Annotated in this window: 18 protein-coding genes; 11 read left to right on the top strand and 7 right to left on the bottom strand. The window is 42.5% G+C overall.

Annotated features, from left to right (window positions below):
- The first annotated feature begins 6 nt into the window (after positions 1-6).
- The 4 genes from cpdA (at position 7) to AC5YCI_RS12265 (ending at position 2,749) form a co-directional block, all read left to right on the top strand.
- Positions 7-807: a 3',5'-cyclic-AMP phosphodiesterase gene (gene cpdA, locus AC5YCI_RS12250; protein ID WP_496130101.1), complete on the top strand. Its 801-nt coding sequence runs from the start codon at positions 7-9 to the stop codon at positions 805-807.
- A gap of 214 nt (positions 808-1,021) precedes the next feature.
- Complete coding sequence (gene dksA / locus AC5YCI_RS12255) at positions 1,022-1,534, top strand: RNA polymerase-binding protein DksA (RefSeq protein WP_122900402.1); 513 nt, start codon at positions 1,022-1,024, stop codon at positions 1,532-1,534.
- Between the two features lie 59 nt (positions 1,535-1,593).
- The gene (gene gluQRS, locus AC5YCI_RS12260) at positions 1,594-2,457 is read left to right on the top strand and encodes a tRNA glutamyl-Q(34) synthetase GluQRS (protein ID WP_496130102.1); all 864 of its coding nucleotides are present in this window, start codon (positions 1,594-1,596) and stop codon (positions 2,455-2,457) included.
- A gap of 46 nt (positions 2,458-2,503) precedes the next feature.
- The gene (locus AC5YCI_RS12265; protein WP_496130103.1) at positions 2,504-2,749 is read left to right on the top strand and encodes a zinc ribbon domain-containing protein; all 246 of its coding nucleotides are present in this window, start codon (positions 2,504-2,506) and stop codon (positions 2,747-2,749) included.
- On the opposite strand, the gene ftsW is transcribed toward AC5YCI_RS12265, so the two are convergent.
- The 5 genes from ftsW to AC5YCI_RS12290 form a co-directional block, all read right to left on the bottom strand.
- Positions 2,746-3,942 (bottom strand): putative lipid II flippase FtsW, encoded by a 1,197-nt coding sequence (gene ftsW / locus AC5YCI_RS12270; protein ID WP_496130104.1) that lies wholly within the window; start codon positions 3,940-3,942, stop codon positions 2,746-2,748. The two genes, AC5YCI_RS12265 and ftsW, sit on opposite strands and share 4 nt — an antisense overlap.
- Positions 3,943-3,956: 14 nt before the next feature.
- Positions 3,957-5,312: a UDP-N-acetylmuramoyl-L-alanine--D-glutamate ligase gene (murD, locus tag AC5YCI_RS12275; protein ID WP_496175587.1), complete on the bottom strand. Its 1,356-nt coding sequence runs from the start codon at positions 5,310-5,312 to the stop codon at positions 3,957-3,959.
- A gap of 127 nt (positions 5,313-5,439) precedes the next feature.
- Positions 5,440-5,691 (bottom strand): DUF6587 family protein, encoded by a 252-nt coding sequence (locus AC5YCI_RS12280; RefSeq protein WP_496130106.1) that lies wholly within the window; start codon positions 5,689-5,691, stop codon positions 5,440-5,442.
- Positions 5,692-5,709: 18 nt separating this feature from the next.
- Positions 5,710-7,566, bottom strand: a complete 1,857-nt coding sequence (feoB, locus tag AC5YCI_RS12285) for a ferrous iron transporter B (RefSeq protein ID WP_496130107.1) — start codon at positions 7,564-7,566, stop codon at positions 5,710-5,712.
- Positions 7,563-7,817: a FeoA family protein gene (locus AC5YCI_RS12290; protein WP_496175588.1), complete on the bottom strand. Its 255-nt coding sequence runs from the start codon at positions 7,815-7,817 to the stop codon at positions 7,563-7,565. The genes feoB and AC5YCI_RS12290 overlap by 4 nt, the downstream gene beginning before the upstream one ends.
- 123 nt (positions 7,818-7,940) lie before the next feature.
- Between AC5YCI_RS12290 and xerD the strand changes: the two genes are divergently transcribed.
- The 4 genes from xerD (at position 7,941) to thrC (ending at position 12,369) form a co-directional block, all read left to right on the top strand.
- Positions 7,941-8,858 (top strand): site-specific tyrosine recombinase XerD, encoded by a 918-nt coding sequence (gene xerD / locus AC5YCI_RS12295; RefSeq protein ID WP_496130109.1) that lies wholly within the window; start codon positions 7,941-7,943, stop codon positions 8,856-8,858.
- A gap of 75 nt (positions 8,859-8,933) precedes the next feature.
- The gene (locus AC5YCI_RS12300) at positions 8,934-9,746 is read left to right on the top strand and encodes a DsbC family protein (protein WP_496130110.1); all 813 of its coding nucleotides are present in this window, start codon (positions 8,934-8,936) and stop codon (positions 9,744-9,746) included.
- 121 nt (positions 9,747-9,867) lie between these two features.
- Positions 9,868-11,172, top strand: coding sequence for a homoserine dehydrogenase (locus tag AC5YCI_RS12305; protein WP_496130111.1), 1,305 nt, complete (start codon positions 9,868-9,870; stop codon positions 11,170-11,172).
- Positions 11,173-11,229: 57 nt separating this feature from the next.
- Positions 11,230-12,369, top strand: a complete 1,140-nt coding sequence (gene thrC / locus AC5YCI_RS12310; RefSeq protein WP_496130112.1) for a threonine synthase — start codon at positions 11,230-11,232, stop codon at positions 12,367-12,369.
- Between the two features lie 65 nt (positions 12,370-12,434).
- Here thrC and AC5YCI_RS12315 read toward each other — a convergent pair whose 3' ends face one another.
- Entirely contained in the window at positions 12,435-13,523 is a 1,089-nt protein-coding gene (locus tag AC5YCI_RS12315) for a serine hydrolase family protein (RefSeq protein ID WP_496130113.1), read from the bottom strand.
- Between the two features lie 222 nt (positions 13,524-13,745).
- Between AC5YCI_RS12315 and gacA the strand changes: the two genes are divergently transcribed.
- The 3 genes from gacA (at position 13,746) to AC5YCI_RS12330 (ending at position 17,377) form a co-directional block, all read left to right on the top strand.
- Positions 13,746-14,381 carry a response regulator transcription factor GacA gene (gene gacA, locus AC5YCI_RS12320; protein WP_496130114.1) on the top strand — a complete coding sequence of 212 codons (636 nt, stop codon included), beginning with the start codon at positions 13,746-13,748 and terminating at the stop codon, positions 14,379-14,381.
- Positions 14,381-15,943 (top strand): two-component system sensor histidine kinase NtrB, encoded by a 1,563-nt coding sequence (locus AC5YCI_RS12325; RefSeq protein WP_496130115.1) that lies wholly within the window; start codon positions 14,381-14,383, stop codon positions 15,941-15,943. The genes gacA and AC5YCI_RS12325 overlap by 1 nt, the downstream gene beginning before the upstream one ends.
- Before the next feature lie 69 nt (positions 15,944-16,012).
- Positions 16,013-17,377 carry a sigma-54-dependent transcriptional regulator gene (locus AC5YCI_RS12330; protein ID WP_496130160.1) on the top strand — a complete coding sequence of 455 codons (1,365 nt, stop codon included), beginning with the start codon at positions 16,013-16,015 and terminating at the stop codon, positions 17,375-17,377.
- A gap of 3 nt (positions 17,378-17,380) precedes the next feature.
- Here AC5YCI_RS12330 and AC5YCI_RS12335 read toward each other — a convergent pair whose 3' ends face one another.
- The gene (locus tag AC5YCI_RS12335) at positions 17,381-18,535 is read right to left on the bottom strand and encodes a S41 family peptidase (RefSeq protein ID WP_496130116.1); all 1,155 of its coding nucleotides are present in this window, start codon (positions 18,533-18,535) and stop codon (positions 17,381-17,383) included.
- Positions 18,536-18,539 lie beyond the last annotated feature (4 nt).

Here is an 18,539-nt window from a genome sequence, read left to right on the forward strand (position 1 = left end):
GCAGATATGAATACAGCATCTGTAATGACTGAGTTAACATTAGTACATATTTCTGACACCCATTTAATGGCGGATGCTGCGACAGATTTTGTCAGCATCAATCCTGAACAAAATCTTTTAAGTGTATTGGCAGATATTCAACAGCATTATCCTGAAGCAAACGCCTTACTACATACGGGTGATTTGGCTCAAGAAGCTTGTACTAAAACCTATCAACGTTATGTGCAGCATGTACAACGTTTAAATATTCCTTATTTTCATGTACCCGGCAACCATGATGATGTGGCCTGCTTCCCATTTTATCAGCAACAAAATAGTGCACATGTGATTGAACTTGGTGCTTGGAGCTTGGTGCTACTCAATAGTGCAGTACCCAATCAAGTCGATGGTTGGGTAGACTCTCAGCAATTACAGCAACTTGAACAGATTTTGGCTGCGCGCCCTGAGCAATATATTGTCATTGCATGTCATCATCATCCTTTTGCGATGCAATCACACTGGATTGATCAGCACAAACTAAAAAACACTGAAGCCTTAACCGACCTATTAGGCCGACATAACAACGTTAAGCTGGTGTTATTTGGACATGTGCATCAAGAATCATGCCAAACATGGCAACACATTGCTTTTTTTTCAACCCCTTCAACTTGTGTGCAATTTAAACCAAAAAGTGAGGATTTTGCGCTTGGGAACGAAGCGCCTGGTTACAGAGTCTTACAGTTAAGAAGTGATGGTAGCTTTCACACAGAGGTACATCGACTTACACATTTACAACAGAATATTAATGTTGAAATTTCAGGTTATTAACTTTTCATTTTCATTTTTTTGTTTTAAGTTATGGCTTCCGATGGACACGTGATACTTCGAATCCAAGCATCAAAGACTATTAAAATACAGAAAAAGTCTATATGATGACGACCCCCGAACAGCACAACGCGATTTGGGGTGGATAACAACATCGCATATCACCATATTTTTTTGTGTGTATCGAATTACATACATATGATGAGGAATGCCCTATATGGCGAATGACAACCAAAATCAAGTCTTAGACGAACAAACCGACGTTGTAAAACGTGTACGTAAGACCAAGCCAAAGGCAACTGAAGGTGGTTCTACTGCTAGCCTATTTGGTATCGAGCCTTATCAGCCTAAGAAAAATGAAGAATACATGTCGGAAGGACAGCTTGAGCATTTCCGTCAAATTTTATTGGCTTGGAAAGCTGAGTTAATGTCTGAAGTGGATCGTACCTTAAACACCATGCAAGACGAAAACACTGCCCTCCCTGACGTTAACGACCGTGCAACGCAAGAAGAAGAATTTGCGATTGAATTACGTACGCGTGACCGTGAACGTAAATTGATTCGTAAAATTGAGCAATCGATTGAAGCGATTAAAAACGATGATTACGGTTTCTGTGAAACTTGTGGTATTGAAATCGGTTTACGTCGTTTAGAAGCACGTCCAACTGCAACTTTGTGTATTGATTGCAAAACTTTAGCTGAGATTAAAGAAAAGCAAAATAACGGTTAAGCATGTTATTCAATAATCCTCCCCTCACCCCTTCTTTAGTCAAGGAGGGGGATAACAGGATGGCTTATGTCGGCCGGTTTGCGCCCTCGCCAACCGGCCCTTTGCATTTTGGTTCACTGCTCACCGCTGTGGCCACCTATTGCGATGCACGTAGCCAAAATGGTCGTTGGTTAGTGCGCATTGAAGACACCGACATTCCGCGGATTTATCTCGGCAGTGAAGCGCATATTTTGCGTTGCATTGATGCCTTTGGCTTTGAGCCTGATGATCAGATCATCTTTCAAAAAGACCGTTTGGATATTTACGAAAGTGTTTTGGCTGATCTACACGCCAAAGACTTAGTCTATGCCTGCCAATGCACCCGTAAGATGCTCGGTTCTAATCATATTTATCAAGATACCTGCCGCAATTTACAGCTCCCCTTTGCCCATCAAGCAATTCGTTTAAAAGTTGCAGATGTCACCATCTGCTTTGAAGACCGCTTACAAGGTCAACATTGCTCGAAGCTCAAAACCGATTTAGGTGATTTTGTATTAAAGCGCCGTGATGGCATTATTAATTATCAATTGGCCGTGGTGGTGGATGATTATTTGCAAGGTGTGACCCATGTGGTGCGCGGTGCAGATTTACTCGATAACACCGAACGTCAGATTTATCTTGGTGGATTACTCGGTTATCCGCGTTTAGATTATATGCATTTGCCGCTTGCGATGAATGATCAAGGTCAAAAGCTGTCTAAACAAAATTTGGCTCAAGCACTAGAGATCAATCAAGCACCTCAACTGTTACAACAAGCCATTCAGGCACTTAAACAGCCCCACGTTGATGTGGATCATCCACAAGTCATGTTAGCGCAAGCCATTGCACAATGGGATGTGAGCCGTATTCCGCATCAAATTGAGTTACAAGGTCATTACCTATAAAGCCATCTTCTAGGTTAAGCTAGTTAAAAACCATGAGGGGAAGACGATGTTTTTTATTTTTGGTGTTGGGCCTAAAACCAAAGTTGTTGAAAAAAATATGTTTGTTTGTCCTGTCTGTCGCACACATACATCCTATGAACTTAGACAACAGCGCAACTATTTTTCTTTATTTTTTATTCCGCTTATTCCACTGTCTAAAGCCAAAGCTGCTTTTGTAAAATGTTTAAACTGCGGCACCGAGATGCCGAGCAATGTCTTACAACATGCTCAGCAAAAGGGTCCGTTTGATTAGAAGCTCGACTCTTCTCGACTTGGGTTAATGCCCTGTGTTTGGCTTTCAACTTTAAGAACTAAGCTGATCATCACCGCACACATAATTAAAGATGAACCACCATAACTAATAAATGGCAAGGTTAAACCTTTGGTCGGTAGTAAACCCATGTTCATACCAGCGTTTACTAAAATCTGTAGCAAGAAAATAATCGCCACGCCATACACCAGATAGCCAGCACGTAAGTACTGGTTACGTAAGGCACGATGAGCAATCTTGATACAGCACGCCAACATAGTAAAACTTAAGCACATTAAAACCGCAAAGCCAAAGAAGCCAAATTCTTCGGCAAAAATCGCTAGCATAAAGTCAGTGTGCGCTTCTGGTAGATAAGACATTTTTTGCATACTATGCCCTAAACCTACACCAAAAAACTCACCACGACCAAAGGCCATTAAGGCATTTGACAGCTGATAGCCTACACCTAACTGATCATCCCACGGATTGGTAAATGACATCAGACGTTCAAAACGATATGGCTCAAATAGGATTAATGCCACAAAGGCCAATAAAATCACTACAAAAGCCACCGCGAATTGAATAATTGGCGCACCTGCTAAGAAGAAAACACCAAGCATCATTAAGGCAATTACCACAGTTGCGCCCAAGTCTGGCTCTAAAATAATAAAGCCCACGGTGAGCAGCATCACCACGCCTAAACGAAACAGGCCTGATATTTTACTTCTCACTTCTTCTGAACGGCGTACCACATAGTCTGCGGTAAAGATCGCCATGGCAACTTTGGCGACTTCAGTGGCTTGCAAAGTAAAACCTGCTACCCGAATCCAACGGGTTGAACCATTCACTTCGGTTCCGACCACCAAAACTGCGCCCAGTAGCAAAATGGTGGCAATCCAAATGCTAAAGGCATTTTTAAACCACATTTCAAGCGGCACACGGTAAGCCAACAGGGCTGCGACTGCAGCCACCACAATAGAAATTCCGTGGCGCATCACATAATGAAATGGATTTTCATGTAAACGGTCGGCATAGGGCATAGATGCCGATGCGACCATAATCGAACCAATACACAGCAAAGCTAAGACACAGAAAATTAAAGTATTACGTACCGTAATTTGCTCAGGCACTTTTGGTGCAATCTGATCATAACATTGTTGTATTTTGGCAATGGTTGTCTGAGCAAAGCCCACCATAGCGATTTCCTTTTTTATTGTGCTTGTGGCAGTGCAGCAACGCACGCAACAAATGCCTGACCACGTTGGCCATAGCTCTTAAACATATCCAAACTTGCACAGGCAGGTGAAAGTAACACCACATCATTTGGCTTGGTATGTTGCTGACAGACTTGTACTGCTTGTTCTAAAGTATCCACGTTGACAAGTTCGGTCGTGCCTTGAATGGCTATTTCAATCAACTGACGATCTTGACCCATCAATACCGCAACTTTGGCATATTTGCTTAAAGCATCACGTAGTGCAGTGAAATCCTGCCCTTTACCTTGACCACCTAAGATAATTGCCACTTTGCCGCCTTGTGGCTCAATCGCTGCACCTAGACCATCAAGGGCCGCCAAAGTTGCGCCAATATTGGTCCCTTTAGAATCGTTGTAATAACGCACGCCATTGATTTCTTGCACAAACTCACAGCGATGCTCTAAACCTTTAAAGGTTTTTAAAGTCTCTAGCATAGATTCAAGCGGTAAACCCATCGCTTCGCCTAATGCTAAACAAGCTAAAGCATTGGCAATATTATGTGTGCCTTGAATATACAGCTCAGAACTTTGAATTAAACGTTCACGACCACGCGCGAGCCACATGCTGCCGTTGTCTTCACGTAACACACCATATTGATTCAAATCAGGTGCATTTAAGCCAAAGCTTTGCATTGTTGTGCTATCTGGTACTAATGGACGCGTTAATGAATCATCACGGTTAAACACCACTTTTTTCACACCTTGGAAAATGCGGTGTTTTGCAGTGTGATAGCCCATCATATCGCCATGACGATCAAGATGATCTTCACTCATATTAAGCACAACGGCAACTTCAGCATTTAAATTAGAAGTGGTTTCTAATTGAAAACTCGAGAGCTCTAGAACATACAGCTCAGGATCATCTTTGGTTAAATCTAAAGCTGGACGACCTAAGTTACCGCCCACTGCGACTTTTTTGCCTGCATCTTGTGCCATTAAACCAAACAATGTAGTCACGGTACTTTTGGCATTAGAACCAGTAATCGCAACAATGGGTTTATCTGTGGCACGGCGTAAGATTTGAATCTCACTGACAACTGGAATACCTTTGGCCATAGCTGCTTGAATTTCATGTAGTTTTGGATCAAGCCCCGGACTAATAATAATTTCTTCTGCTGACAATAAAAGTTCTGCATCAAACTTGCCAAAGCTGGTTTGTACCTCTTCTGGAATTTGGTCACTGCCTGGCGGATTGGCGCGAGAGTCGGTTACGGCAACGCGGTAGCCTTTTTCATGCAAGAAATTCACCGCTGCAACACCCGAAATACCTAGCCCTGCAACAACTTTTAGTCCACCACGTTGTATTAACATTTGTCCCATCTCTTATCTTGGTTTTTAAACTGGCAAAATGTTAGCACTTTGGCTTTTGCTGTTTCAGCTTTTTTTGTGTCTGGGCGTAAAAAAGCCGCTCAATTGAGCGGCTTTTTCATCTTGGTCGTTACTTCCATTTGACTGCTTGTACAGCAGGCTTTTTGGTTTCTGCCTCATCATTGGTAGAACAGCCACAGCTCCCACCACAACCTGCTGGCATAGCCGGTTTTAACCATTTGGCTAAACGCGGCAAACCTTGTTTTTCTGCCACATTGGCGAGGCTTAAAAAGAACTTAAAAGATGTCTTTGGAAACACCTTTTTAAATACCACCAATGTACTCCACAGTACCAATACAGCAATAATTAAACCTTCCACCATCTTTTAAGCTCCTATTGTTTAAGCAAAGATTTTTGAAGCAATTTGATAGGTTAAGAACGACATCAAATAAGCTAAACCAAATAGATACACTGTCATAAAGCCAACCGTTTTCCATGAACCTGTTTCACGTTTGACTGTGGCTAAAGTTGCTAAACAATGTGGCGCATAGATAAACCAAACCAGTAAAGACAAACCAGTTGCCAATGACCAACCTAAGTCACCACCACTACTGATTAAAGAAGCTAAGCCTTCTGACATGGCATCTTCATCAACAGCCGATAAGGCATATACTGTACCCAGTGCAGCAACCACCACTTCACGTGCGGCCATAGCAGGAATTAAGGCAATACAAATCTGCCAGTTAAAACCAAGTGGCGCAAAAATCGGTTGCATCAAATGACCGAGCATACCCGCAAAGGAATAGTCGATATCAGGTAAGGTCGCGCCATCTGGTGCTTGTGGGAACGTACATAAGAACCAAAGCAAAATAGATAAAGCGAAGATGATACCGCCGACACGTTTTAAGAAGATCTTGGCACGATCTAATAGACCAATCCAAATGTTCTTTAAATCTGGTAAACGATAGCTTGGTAATTCCATTAACAGCATATGTTGTGATTTGTCTTTTTGGAAAAACTTCAACACAAACGAAACCATCAATGCGCTGACAATTCCCGCCATATACAAAGCAAACAGCACCAAACCTTGTAAGTTAAAGATGCCCCATACCGTTTGTGCAGGGATAAAGGCAGCAATCAACAGTGCATACACTGGTAAACGTGCTGAACAGGTCATCAGCGGTGCCACAAAAATCGTGGTTAACCGGTCACGCGGATCGCTAATGGTACGTGATGCCATAATGCCCGGAATTGCACAGGCAAAGCTAGATAATAATGGAATAAAGGCACGCCCTGACAGACCGGCTTTATACATCAATTTATCCAGTAAGAACGCCGCACGCGGTAAGTAACCTGATTCTTCTAAGACCAAAATAAAGAAGAACAGAATTAAAATTTGTGGGAGGAAAATCACGACCCCACCTGCGCCGGCAATAATCCCATCGACCACTAAACTATTCAGCATTGGATGCGCAATATTCGCACCAATGACTTCACCTAGCCAACCAAATAAAGCGTCAATACCATCCATAAATGGCGCTGCCCAAGCAAATACCGCTTGGAAAATCACAAACATCATCACCGCAAGGCTGACTAAGCCAAGTACTGGATGTAAGAAAATTTTATCCAGAAAATCAGAACGTTGATCATCTTGCTCAGCATAGACAATGACATCGGTGATCAGCTGTTCGACTCTTTGATGATGATCACCTTTTAAACCGGTCAGTTCAGTATTTGGCTCAGCATATTTGGCTTGATCGAGCGCGTGCTTTAAGTTTTCAATACCAGATTCGCGCACTGCTACACTTTCCACCACTGGCACGCCTAAACGTTGTGACAGTTTTTGGGTGTTAATTTGCATGCCACGGCGGCGTGCTTCATCCATCATGTTCAGTACAATCAGCATTGGACGACCCAGTTCGATCATCTCTAACACTAAACCTAGATGCAGTTTTAAGTTAGTGGCATCCACCACACATAAAAAGGCATCTTGATCGCGCTCTTCACTTAAACTGCCCATTACGACATTACGCGTAACTTCTTCATCAGGACTCGTGGCATCTAAGCTATAGGTACCAGGTAAGTCCAAAACACGAACTGCTTGACCAGAAGGCAAGGTAAAATTACCCACTTTACGTTCAACCGTGACACCAGCATAGTTACCGACTTTTTGTCGTGTACCTGTTAAATGGTTAAACAGCGAGGTTTTACCGCAGTTTGGGTTACCAACAAGGGCAATACGTAGCGCATCACTCATGCGGCAGCTCCTTCAATCTCAATCTTTGCGGCTTCAACTTTACGCAGTGCGAAGCGGGTAAAACCAATTTGAATTAAAATTGGATCACCACCAAAAACACCTTTGGTAATGACTTGAACTTTTGTACCCGGAATAAAACCCAAGGTTTCTAAACGACTCGCGACGATATCGCTTTGGCTGCTGCCATCCAAAGTACGATGCACTTTGCGTATGACGGCAGTTTGCTTCACTTTCAACTCAGACAAACGCACGATTGAATCCTAAATACTTTTGCACATTATACAAACAAATGAGAATAATTAACAAATAAGGTTTGCTTGCAACTTGGATTTGATCAATGATATTTCTCAAATCAAAACTCGGGTTAAAACAATATGCTAAATAAGAAACCGCGTATTCCAGCTGCGCTACAAATTCCCACAAAACTTTCCTTTTTACAGGGTTTTCGTGACAATTTAATTGCACAGACGGTCAGTCCACATACGCGTAACGCTTATTTATCTGATTTGATTAAGATTGCTGATTTACATACCAAAACCCTGCCTGAGTGGAACAGTGACGATATTCAAACGGTTTTACTCGCTTTAACTCAACAAGGTAAAAGCCCACGTTCAATTGCACGTACCTTATCAGCACTGCGTTCTTTTTTTAAATTTTTACGCGAACAAAAATTACGTAGCGATAATCCTGTTGCCAACCATAAAACCCCTAAAATTGGGCGTAACTTACCCAAAGATCTCTCTGAACAAGATGTCGATGCCTTGATTCAAGCACCTAACATCAATACTGCTTTGGGTTTACGTGATCGTGCCATGTTAGAGGTCCTTTATGCTTCAGGTTTACGCGTCTCTGAGTTACTCAATTTACGTTTGGATTTAATCAACCTAAATCAAGGTTATTTGCGCGTGCTCGGTAAAGGCAACAAAGAGCGCTTGGTGCCACTAGGGCAACAGGCATGCCAATGGGTAGAAAAATACTTAAGCGAGGCCCGGCCTAAACTTTATCGCACCGCTACTGACTTTGTCTTTTTAACTCAACAAGGCGGGATTATGAGTCGGCAAAATTTTTGGTATGCCATTAAACGTTATGCACTCGCTGCGGGTATTCAAGCAGAACTGTCACCGCATACGCTCAGACATGCCTTTGCCACCCATTTACTCAATCATGGTGCGGACTTACGTGTGGTACAAATGCTACTTGGACACAGTGATTTATCCACCACACAGATTTATACCCATGTGGCACAAGTTCGATTGCAACACCTACATGCGACTCATCATCCACGCGGTTAAGCGCAAAAAATTTAGCGTGACGCACATTTTTTGTTATGCTGTGCGCTCTTTATTTGTCATCTAAAAGGGTTAATGATGTCTTTTACCCGCGCCAAATTATTTTTAGCCTGTACTTTAAGCTTAAGTTTTGGCTTAAGCGCTTGCTCTAATTCTAATAACGAAGCTAAGCAAACAACTCTAACTGCAAGTACCCCAGCGACTGGTGAAGCATCAAATCTGATTGAACGTAATGCTGAGCAACGTTTAATCAAAACCTTAGAGCAACATTTTAAAACTGCCAACATTAACGCCAAAGTGCTAGAAATTAAGGCCACTGAAGTACCCAACTTAGTTTGGGTCAGCTTAGAAGGTATGGGCTCAGTCTATGCCACAGCCGATGGCAAATATATTATCCAAGGCGATGTGATTCGCTTAGGCGATAAAACCTTGCACAACGTCAGTGAGTCTTTGCAAGCTGAAGCCAGCAAAAAATTATTAAGCAATTTGAAAACTGAAGATCTAATTGTTTATCCTGCCAAAGGCAAAACCAAACATGTACTTTACGTGTTTACCGACATTAGTTGCCCGTATTGCCACAAATTGCATGAGCATATGGATGAAATCAATGCCAAAGGCATTGAAGTGCGTTATATCGCTTGGCCACGTGGTGAGCAATTTATGCCAGCCATGCAAAGCGTATGGTGTAGCGACAATCGTCAAGAGGCATTTGATCGTGCCATTGCCGGTGAGCAATTGCCTCCTGCAAGCTGTCAAAATCCAGTCAAAGCCCAATATGACATGGGGCTAGCAATGGGAGTTAATGGTACGCCAGCGATCTACAATAGCGAAGGTGTTTACCTAGGTGGCTACTTAACGCCAGAGGAATTAGTCAGCCGTTTAGATAACTAATTCTTATGACATAAATTACTGTTTTTTATGCATGTAGATAAAGTTAACAGGATGCTAGAGTATCCTGTTTTTTTTAGCTATGATCTAGGCTCACTTAAAATTGGTAAATATGGAGTGTGACGTGAAACCAGTTCGTCTGGCAATCCTCGGTCTAGGTACTGTGGGTGGTGGTGCCCTTAAACTATTACAAGAAAATGCTGCTGAGATTAGACGTCGCACCGGTCGTGAAATTCAAATTACTCATGTAGGTACACGTCGTCCTCGTCCTGATTTAACTCTTGATGAATCAGTAAAACAAAGCGCAGATCTACTTGATATCGTACGTCAACCTGATGTTGATGTGGTGGTTGAAGTGATGGGTGGTATTCACCCTGCTTACGAAATTATTAAAGAAGCCATCTTGCATGGCAAACAAGTGGTCACAGCCAACAAAGCCTTGCTTGCTGAACACGGTAACGAACTATTTAAACTTGCTGATGACAACCACGTGCAAATTGCTTATGAAGCAGCAGTGGCTGGCGGTATTCCAATTATTAAAGTGATGCGTGAAGGTTTGGCTGCCAACAAAATTGATTGGTTGGCGGGCATTATTAACGGTACAGGTAACTTTATCCTGACTGAAATGCGTGAAAAAGGCCGTGCTTTTGAAGACGTATTGGCTGAAGCGCAGGCTTTAGGTTATGCCGAGGCGGATCCAACTTTTGACGTTGAAGGTATTGATGCTGCACATAAGCTCACTTTACTGGCCTCAATTGCATTTGGTATTCCACTGCAGTTTGACAAAGTCTTTACCGAAGGCATTAGCAAAATTACCGCACAAGACGTTAAATATGCTGAGGACTTAGGCTTCCGTATTAAACACTTAGGGATTGCGCGTCGTGCTGAAACCGGTATTGAGCTGCGTGTCCATCCAACGCTGATTCCTGAAGAACAATTGATTGCCAATGTAAATGGCGTGAAAAATGCGGTCTTGGTTCAAGCCAATGCAGTAGGTCCAACGCTGTACTATGGCGCAGGCGCAGGTGCAGGTCCTACAGCATCGGCTGTGGTCGCTGACGTGGTCGACATCGTGCGTGATATTTCTTATACAGAAGATGGCGCAGGCACAATTCCACAATTGGCATTTGAAAGTTTAAGTGACTTAACCATCTTGCCACGCGAAGAAATGACGACTGGATATTACATCCGCATCAATGCCGAAGATCAAACAGGCGTTCTTGCTGAAGTCACCACGATTTTAAGTCGTAATGGCATTAGTATTGATGCCATTATGCAACAATCACGTTTAAAAGATCTCATCCCGATCGTGATCCTCACAGACCCTGTGAAAGAAGCGAAAATGGATGAAGCGTTAAAGCAAATTCAAGCACTTCCAGTCATTCATGGCGAAATTGTACGAATTCGTTTAGAATCGCTTGATAATTAATCGGGTCAGGGGGAAACTCTCCCCTTGCCAAGCTCTACACACAATTGGAACATCATCATGTCGAATGCCAATCGTTATACTGGTTTAGTTGACCGCTATCGCGACCGTTTACCAGTGTCTGCAACTACCCCAGCCGTATCACTCGGTGAAGGGAACACGCCACTGATCAAGCTTGCGAATATTCCGCGCATTATTGGCAAAAATGTTGAAATTTATGTGAAGTATGAAGGCTTAAACCCGACTGGTTCATTTAAAGACCGTGGTATGACCATGGCCGTGACCAAAGCTGCAGAGGAAGGCTCTAAAGCCATTATCTGTGCCTCTACGGGTAACACGTCTGCTGCTGCAGCGGCTTATGCTGCACGTGCAGGTATGAAAGCGTTCGTTTTAATCCCAGAAGGCAAAATTGCCATGGGTAAAATGGCGCAAGCCATGATGTATGGTGCAATCACCATGCAAATCCGCGGTAACTTTGACGATGGTATGCGTCTTGTTAAAGAAATCGCTGATAAAGCTCCTGTGACGATTGTTAACTCAATCAACCCATACCGTCTACAAGGTCAAAAGACCATCGCTTACGAAATCGTAGATGAATTGGGCCGCGCACCTGATTACCACTGCTTACCTGTAGGTAACGCAGGTAACATCACTGCACACTGGATGGGTTATACCGAAGCAGTTGCAAACCAACCGAAAGAACAATTCGAGCAAGTGGTGTATGACCCTGCAACTGATGCGTTCACAGGTCCAAAACCTGAAGGTTTACCTGTAATGGTCGGTTACCAAGCTTCAGGCGCAGCCCCATTCTTACGCGGCGCACCAGTTGAAAATCCTGAAACTGTTGCAACTGCAATCCGTATTGGTAATCCACAAAGCTGGAACCACGCCAAAGCGGTAGTACGTGACTCTAAAGGTTGGTTTGATGAACTGACTGATGCTGAAATTTTAGAAGCTCAGCGCCTACTTTCAATGTACGAAGGTGTCTTTGTTGAGCCTGCTTCTGCAGCTTCAATTGGCGGTGCAATCCGTGACATTAAAGCCGGTAAAATTGCTGAAGGTTCTGTGATTGTATGTACCGTAACAGGTAACGGTCTCAAAGACCCTGACACAGCCATCAAACAATGTTCTGATGCAGTAATGCTGTCAATTGACGCAACTTTAGATCAAGTTCGCGATTCAATTCTTTCAAATATGTAATGCATAGTTGAAAATAAAAGCCCTGCATTTGCAGGGCTTTTTTTATGCCTAGACGAAAACTAAGCTTAGATCGCTTTAGGTAAGCTACTGGTCCAGTTCATTAGACGAATAGCATCGTTATTACGTGCTTGGGTGTTGCTAGCACCTAAAATTACCACCGCCACAGGACGATTATTAAGTGTTGTGTGCATCACCACACAGCGGCCTGCTTCATTAATAAAGCCTGTTTTAGATAAATTAATGTTATAGCCACCATTACGTACTAAACCGTTGGTATTATTGGATTTAAGCACACGATAACCTAAATTAAAGTCATAGCTTGGTGTAGTGGAAAATTGACGAATTAAACCATATTGTGAGGCTGTGCTGACCAACACACCTAAATCACGTGCAGATGCCACGTTAGCAGGATGTAAACCAGTTGATTCCACAAAATGGCTATTGTGCATTCCTAATTCTTTGGCTTTAGTATTCATGGCTGCCACAAATGCTGTCTTACCCCCCGGATAAGTACGCGCTAAAGCGGCAGCAGCAGGGTTCTCTGATTTCATTAAAGCAAACAACAACGCTTCGGCACGATTCATTTTATCGCCGACACGTAAGGTTGAACTTGAGTTTTTACCACCCGCGCCTGCAAAATCAATTGATTGCAGAGTAATGGTTTCATTCATATTTAAGCGAGCATCTGCTGTTACGACTGCAGTCATTAGTTTAGTGACTGAGGCAATCGGTAAAGCCGCATTGGTATTTTTACTGTATAGCACTTCACCGGTATTGGCATCCATGACCAAGGCAGCACGTGCATTGACTGAAGGTTGATTGCTATAACGGTTGGTATCTAAAATTTGGACCGTCTTTTTATTTTCCGCTGCCGTGACGACACCATCGACCGTCCGTACAGTAGTGGTGACTGTAGCTTTGGCCGTTTCAACAGGTGCACGTAACGTGGTGGTTGCTGTTACTGAACCTTGTGGCGATGGCTCATCATCATTTAATAATTGACTGGCTTGTTCTGATGACCACGCTAAGCTGGCTTGTGGTGGTGTGCTCCCCGAGGAGGAGTTTAAGATCAGTTCTGCAAAACTGGTCGAACTCATGCCAAGCAGCACAGACAGGCTCAACACATGTATTAACGATTTGTTAAATTTTTTCACAATCACTTACTCGTCTCAGGGAGGTAAGATACATTTGCGTATTACCTCAAATATGCCTTACATTTACAGCAACCTACAAAACGTACAATCATTAGACTGTCACATTCTGCCTATCACTTGGGTCTTGAATGCGGATAGGATTGCTAATTTTGTCGTTTCATTGCAAGCTTATTTTGCGTTATGTAACAAAAAAGATGAAAAATCATTCAGAGGGAGAAGCCAGTGATCACAGTTCTTGTAGTAGATGATCATGAGTTAGTTCGCACCGGCATCTGCCGCATGCTCGAAGACCATCTTGATGTACAAGTGATTGGGCAGGCAGAATCTGGTGAAGAGGCGATCAACTTAGTCCGTCAACATCACCCCAATGTGGTGTTGTTAGATGTGAATATGCCAGGCATTGGTGGTGTCGAAACCACACGCCGCCTATTGCAAAGTGCACCTGACACAAAAGTATTGGCTGTCAGTGGTTTAGCAGAAGAGCCTTACCCATCTTTACTGCTTAAAGCAGGTGCTAAGGGTTATATCACCAAAGGTGCACCTGTGTCTGAGATGGTTCGCGCCATTAAAAAAGTTATGCAAGGCGGTAAATACTTTAGTGCTGATATTGCTGAGCAATTGGCGAGCTCGTATTTATCAGACAACCAGCAATCACCTTTTGATGCGTTATCAGAACGTGAAATGCAAGTGGCGATGATGGTGGTCAATTGTATTAGTGCCCAAGAAATTGCAGACAAATTGTTTGTTAGCGTTAAAACGGTCAATACTTATCGCTACCGTATTTTTGAGAAACTCGGCTTAGACAGTGATGTCAAGCTCACGCATCTCGCGATTCGTTATGGTCTAATCAAACCTTAATGGCCAACGGTAAACAACTTAATCGCTATCACTTAGGACGCTGGTATGCGTCCTATCGCTTTCTTATTGCCTTTAGTTTGCTGTTAATTGCCTCGCTGGGTCATTATAGCGATGCGATGTCAGTGTCGTATGCCAACTCACATCTGTTTATTTTATTTCTATACTTTTTATTGAGTGCTGGGCAATGGCTCATGTTGCGCCATGCGCATATTGCTGCCAGCTATCAGCTGTTGGCCTTATTTATTGTTGATATTGCTATTCTCACCAGCTTAAGCTTTGCCAGTGAGGGCGCTAATTTGCAAGTCAGTATGATGTTTGTCATGACCATTTTTACTGCATCGTTGCTACTCGAACGGCATAAGGCGCTAACTGTCACGTTGGTAGCAGTAATTTGTGTGGTCTATCAGCACTTTATTGGTTCATTGTTTGATTTAAGCACTTCAATTAATAATATTAGTAATAGCGCCTTATTAGCGATCTTATTTTTTTGTGTTTATGCCTTAGGTCAGTTTGCCATTCGACGCTTTGAAGTTTTAGAAAATGTGAATTTAAGTCAGGCACAAGAATTACGTCGCTTACAAGACATCAGTAGCTATATTTTGGACCAAATTGAACACGGTTATTTGGTGGTCGATGAAAACTACCATGTGGTACTCACCACCCCTGCGGCCTGTGATTTTTTAGGTATTTCACCCATACATGCCTTTGAAAAGCACCCCTTATACAGTGTACAACCAGAATTATTTGATGTTCTACATTTGGAGTGCTTGGTCGAAGGTGAGAAGTTTCAATTTGAAGCCAAACAAAGTTTGTATCAACTCCAGATTCGGGTTCAAAAACTGCGTATTCCCAATCAAACTTTAACTTTATTGGTGCTTGAAGATGCTCGTACCATTAACCAACGTGTACAACAGTTAAAACTCGCAGCACTCGGTCAATTATCTGCCAGTATCGCGCATGAGATTCGCAATCCTTTGGCAGCCATTGTACAAGCCAATGAACTCAGTCGTGAGAGTGATGCTACACAACAAGCCATGCTCAGCACTTTAATTCATAAACAAGCTCAGCGTATTAATCGGATTATTGAAGATACCTTAAGTATGGTGCGTAACCGTGACACCAAAGCTGTTGTGATCGCTTTAGAAGAGTTTATCCCCATTTGCTTAAATGAGAATTTTGCTAACTCAGTCACAAAAATTAGCTACAATATTGAGAAATCGGTCACCATATATTTCAATGAAGACCAATTTCGTCAAGTTTTAATCAACTTAGTGCGTAATGCCTTACATCATAATCAATCAAGCCACAATAACATTGAATTGGAAGTCTATACTCAGCATAATCACGTACGCATTGAAGTTCGCGACTTTGGTGTAGGCGTAGCAAGCAGTGATATTGCCTCCCTATTTCAGCCATTTTTTAGTACAGAAATTAATGGAACTGGCTTAGGACTATATCTATCCCATAGTTTTTGTGAGGCCAATCAGGCTAAGCTGTACTATGTAGAACAACAACAAGGGGCATGCTTTCGTATTGAATGCTTACGCGTCAATCACACTTAATTGAATTGGGGTATCACAGTGGATGTAAAACCACTTATTTTATTTGTTGATGATGAAGAAGATCTTTGCATGCTGATGCAAATGAGCTTAAATCGTATGGGAATTGACTGTCATATTGCACATGGTGTTAACCAAGCACGTCACATGTTACAACAGCAGCCCTATGATGCCTGCTTAACCGATTTAAATATGCCAGATGGTTCTGGTTTAGAGTTAGTTTCCTATATTTCTAAGCATTATCCACAGCTACCTGTGGCGGTACTGAGTGCCTATGGCAATATGGATATTGCCATTGCAGCGCTTAAGGCGGGTGCCTTTGATTTTGTCAGTAAGCCTGTCAATCAGGTTCAATTACAACAATTGCTCAATCAAGCGCTCAATCAGCCCCCTCAAGCTGCAGATTTGCCTAAACAACAACTGATTGAAGAACAAATGCTGATTGGGCATTCGGCTGCGATTCAAAGTTTACGTCAAACAATTCAAAAAATTGCTCGCTCGCAAGCACCTGTGTTTATTCATGGTGAATCGGGTACAGGCAAAGAAGTGGTGGCCAATTTAGTTCATAAACTCAGCAACCGGAGCCAAGGCCCTTTTGTGGCCATTAACTGTGGTGCGATTCCAACTGAATTGATGGAAAGCGAATTATTTGGGCATAAAAAAGGCAGCTTTACTGGTGCCAATCAAGATAAACAAGGTCTGATTCAAGCCGCTCATGGGGGCAGCTTATTTTTAGATGAATTGGCAGAATTACCACTGACCATGCAGGTTAAATTACTGCGTGCCGTACAAGAAAAGAAGATTCGTCCAATTGGTTCTGATCAAGAAATAGACGTCGATTTCCGTATCATTAGTGCTACTCATCAAAATTTAGAACAATTAGTCCAACAAGGTCAATTTAGACAAGATCTATTTTTCCGTATTCATGTCATGGATTTATATTTGCCGCCCTTACGTGAACGTGGTGATGATATTTTATTGTTGGCCAAGCATTTTATTGAAAAAATTAGTCAAGAATGGCACATTTCAGCCAAATTACTTAGCCCTGCTGCACAAAATTTCTTATTACAGCAAAACTTTCCTGGCAATGTACGCGAGTTACGCAACATCATGGAACGTGCGCTGACCTTATGTGACAGCGAAAAAATCGACATTGAGCACCTACAAGGCTCAAATACGCGTAGTTTGACTATTCCGCTGGCTAAACCGATGACTCCAGTCCAAAACGTCGCACTGGATGTACAGGCGCTAAGCAGACCGGGTCTGCCCCAAGAAGGTTTGGAACAACATTTAGAAAATATAGAAAAGCAGATTTTATTAGATGCGCTCAATATCACTCATTGGAATCGGACTTTAGCAGCTAAAAAACTGGGAATGTCCTTTCGTTCCTTACGTTATCGCTTAAAGAAATTTGGTCTAGATACCGAAGATGAATAATTGTTAGCGCGCCAAAAGCATCTCAGCAATACGTTCTAAATAATTTTGTTCACTCATGCCCAATTGCATGGCATAGCTTTGATTGGGCTGAATCCCCAGCCCTTCAATCATTTGTCCATTGGGAGTGTAGTAATGCGCCACCGTCATTTGTAAGGCTGCACCATTAGACAGAGGAAAAAGTTTTTGTACCACGCCTTTGCCATAACTTTTCTCGCCCATCACCCAAGCGCGCTTATGCACTTTCATGGCTACAGTAAACACTTCTGCTGCCGATGCCGAACCATGATTAATCAATACACCTAATTTCACATCATTTAGCTCATTGCTCGGCAAAGCTTGAAATTGCTGCTCGCCCTCAGCTCGACTTTTGGTGACTACAATTAACCCCTGATTTAAAAATAAATCAGCGGTTTCCACTGCAGCGGATAATAAACCTCCAGGGTTATTACGTAGGTCGATTAGCACTGCTTTAGGACGCTCACTATCATACTGTTCAATAATGGCTTTAATTTCATTGGCGGTGTCTTGCTGAAAAACCTTTACCTTAATTAAAAGCACTTTATTACTTAGCATTTGTGCCTGAATTGCGGTATCAATTTTTTTATTACGTACCACATGCATTTCTTGGCTATTAGCTGCCAATTGTAACGTCAGACTCGAAGCAATTGCGCCTGTAAGCAAAGAATTGACTTGATCATGATTCAAATTTTTGATTTCTTGCCCATCAATCTTAAAGACGGTCACGCCATTTCTTAAGCCTTGCTTGGCAGAATCAGCGTGGGCTTGTAAACCAGCAATCACCCATTGTTGATGTTGTTGATTATATTCAAGTTCAAAATCTACCGTGGCAATCTCACCTTCAGTATATTGAATCAGTTGTTTATAGTCTTCTGGGCTTAGATAACGTGAATAACGATCTAAACCTGAAACCATGCCCTGAATGGCCAATTGGAATAAAGCCTGATCTGCTTTGGCATCGACATAATTATCTTTCACAATGCCATAAATTTGTACAAATTCTTGAATCGACTCAACAGGTACTTCTAAGTAAGATGAGTCAAATTCAGGTGCTGGCGCACCTGAATCTACTGCGCCATGACCCAAACTAGTAAACATCGCTAAAGCAAGCGCTCCATATTTCCAGTGGGTCATGACCACTCCT

This window comes from Acinetobacter sp. CY17 (genome assembly GCF_059515825.1).

Coding starts and splice junctions, on each gene's coding strand:
- cpdA (WP_496130101.1), top strand. CDS start 7: ATGAATACAGCATCTGTAATGACTGAGTTAACATTAGTACATATTTCT.
- dksA (WP_122900402.1), top strand. CDS start 1,022: ATGGCGAATGACAACCAAAATCAAGTCTTAGACGAACAAACCGACGTT.
- gluQRS (WP_496130102.1), top strand. CDS start 1,594: ATGGCTTATGTCGGCCGGTTTGCGCCCTCGCCAACCGGCCCTTTGCAT.
- AC5YCI_RS12265 (WP_496130103.1), top strand. CDS start 2,504: ATGTTTTTTATTTTTGGTGTTGGGCCTAAAACCAAAGTTGTTGAAAAA.
- ftsW (WP_496130104.1), bottom strand. CDS start 3,942: ATGGTGGGCTTTGCTCAGACAACCATTGCCAAAATACAACAATGTTAT.
- murD (WP_496175587.1), bottom strand. CDS start 5,312: ATGTTAATACAACGTGGTGGACTAAAAGTTGTTGCAGGGCTAGGTATT.
- AC5YCI_RS12280 (WP_496130106.1), bottom strand. CDS start 5,691: ATGGTGGAAGGTTTAATTATTGCTGTATTGGTACTGTGGAGTACATTG.
- feoB (WP_496130107.1), bottom strand. CDS start 7,566: ATGAGTGATGCGCTACGTATTGCCCTTGTTGGTAACCCAAACTGCGGT.
- xerD (WP_496130109.1), top strand. CDS start 7,941: ATGCTAAATAAGAAACCGCGTATTCCAGCTGCGCTACAAATTCCCACA.
- AC5YCI_RS12300 (WP_496130110.1), top strand. CDS start 8,934: ATGTCTTTTACCCGCGCCAAATTATTTTTAGCCTGTACTTTAAGCTTA.
- thrC (WP_496130112.1), top strand. CDS start 11,230: ATGTCGAATGCCAATCGTTATACTGGTTTAGTTGACCGCTATCGCGAC.
- AC5YCI_RS12325 (WP_496130115.1), top strand. CDS start 14,381: ATGGCCAACGGTAAACAACTTAATCGCTATCACTTAGGACGCTGGTAT.
- AC5YCI_RS12330 (WP_496130160.1), top strand. CDS start 16,013: ATGCTGATGCAAATGAGCTTAAATCGTATGGGAATTGACTGTCATATT.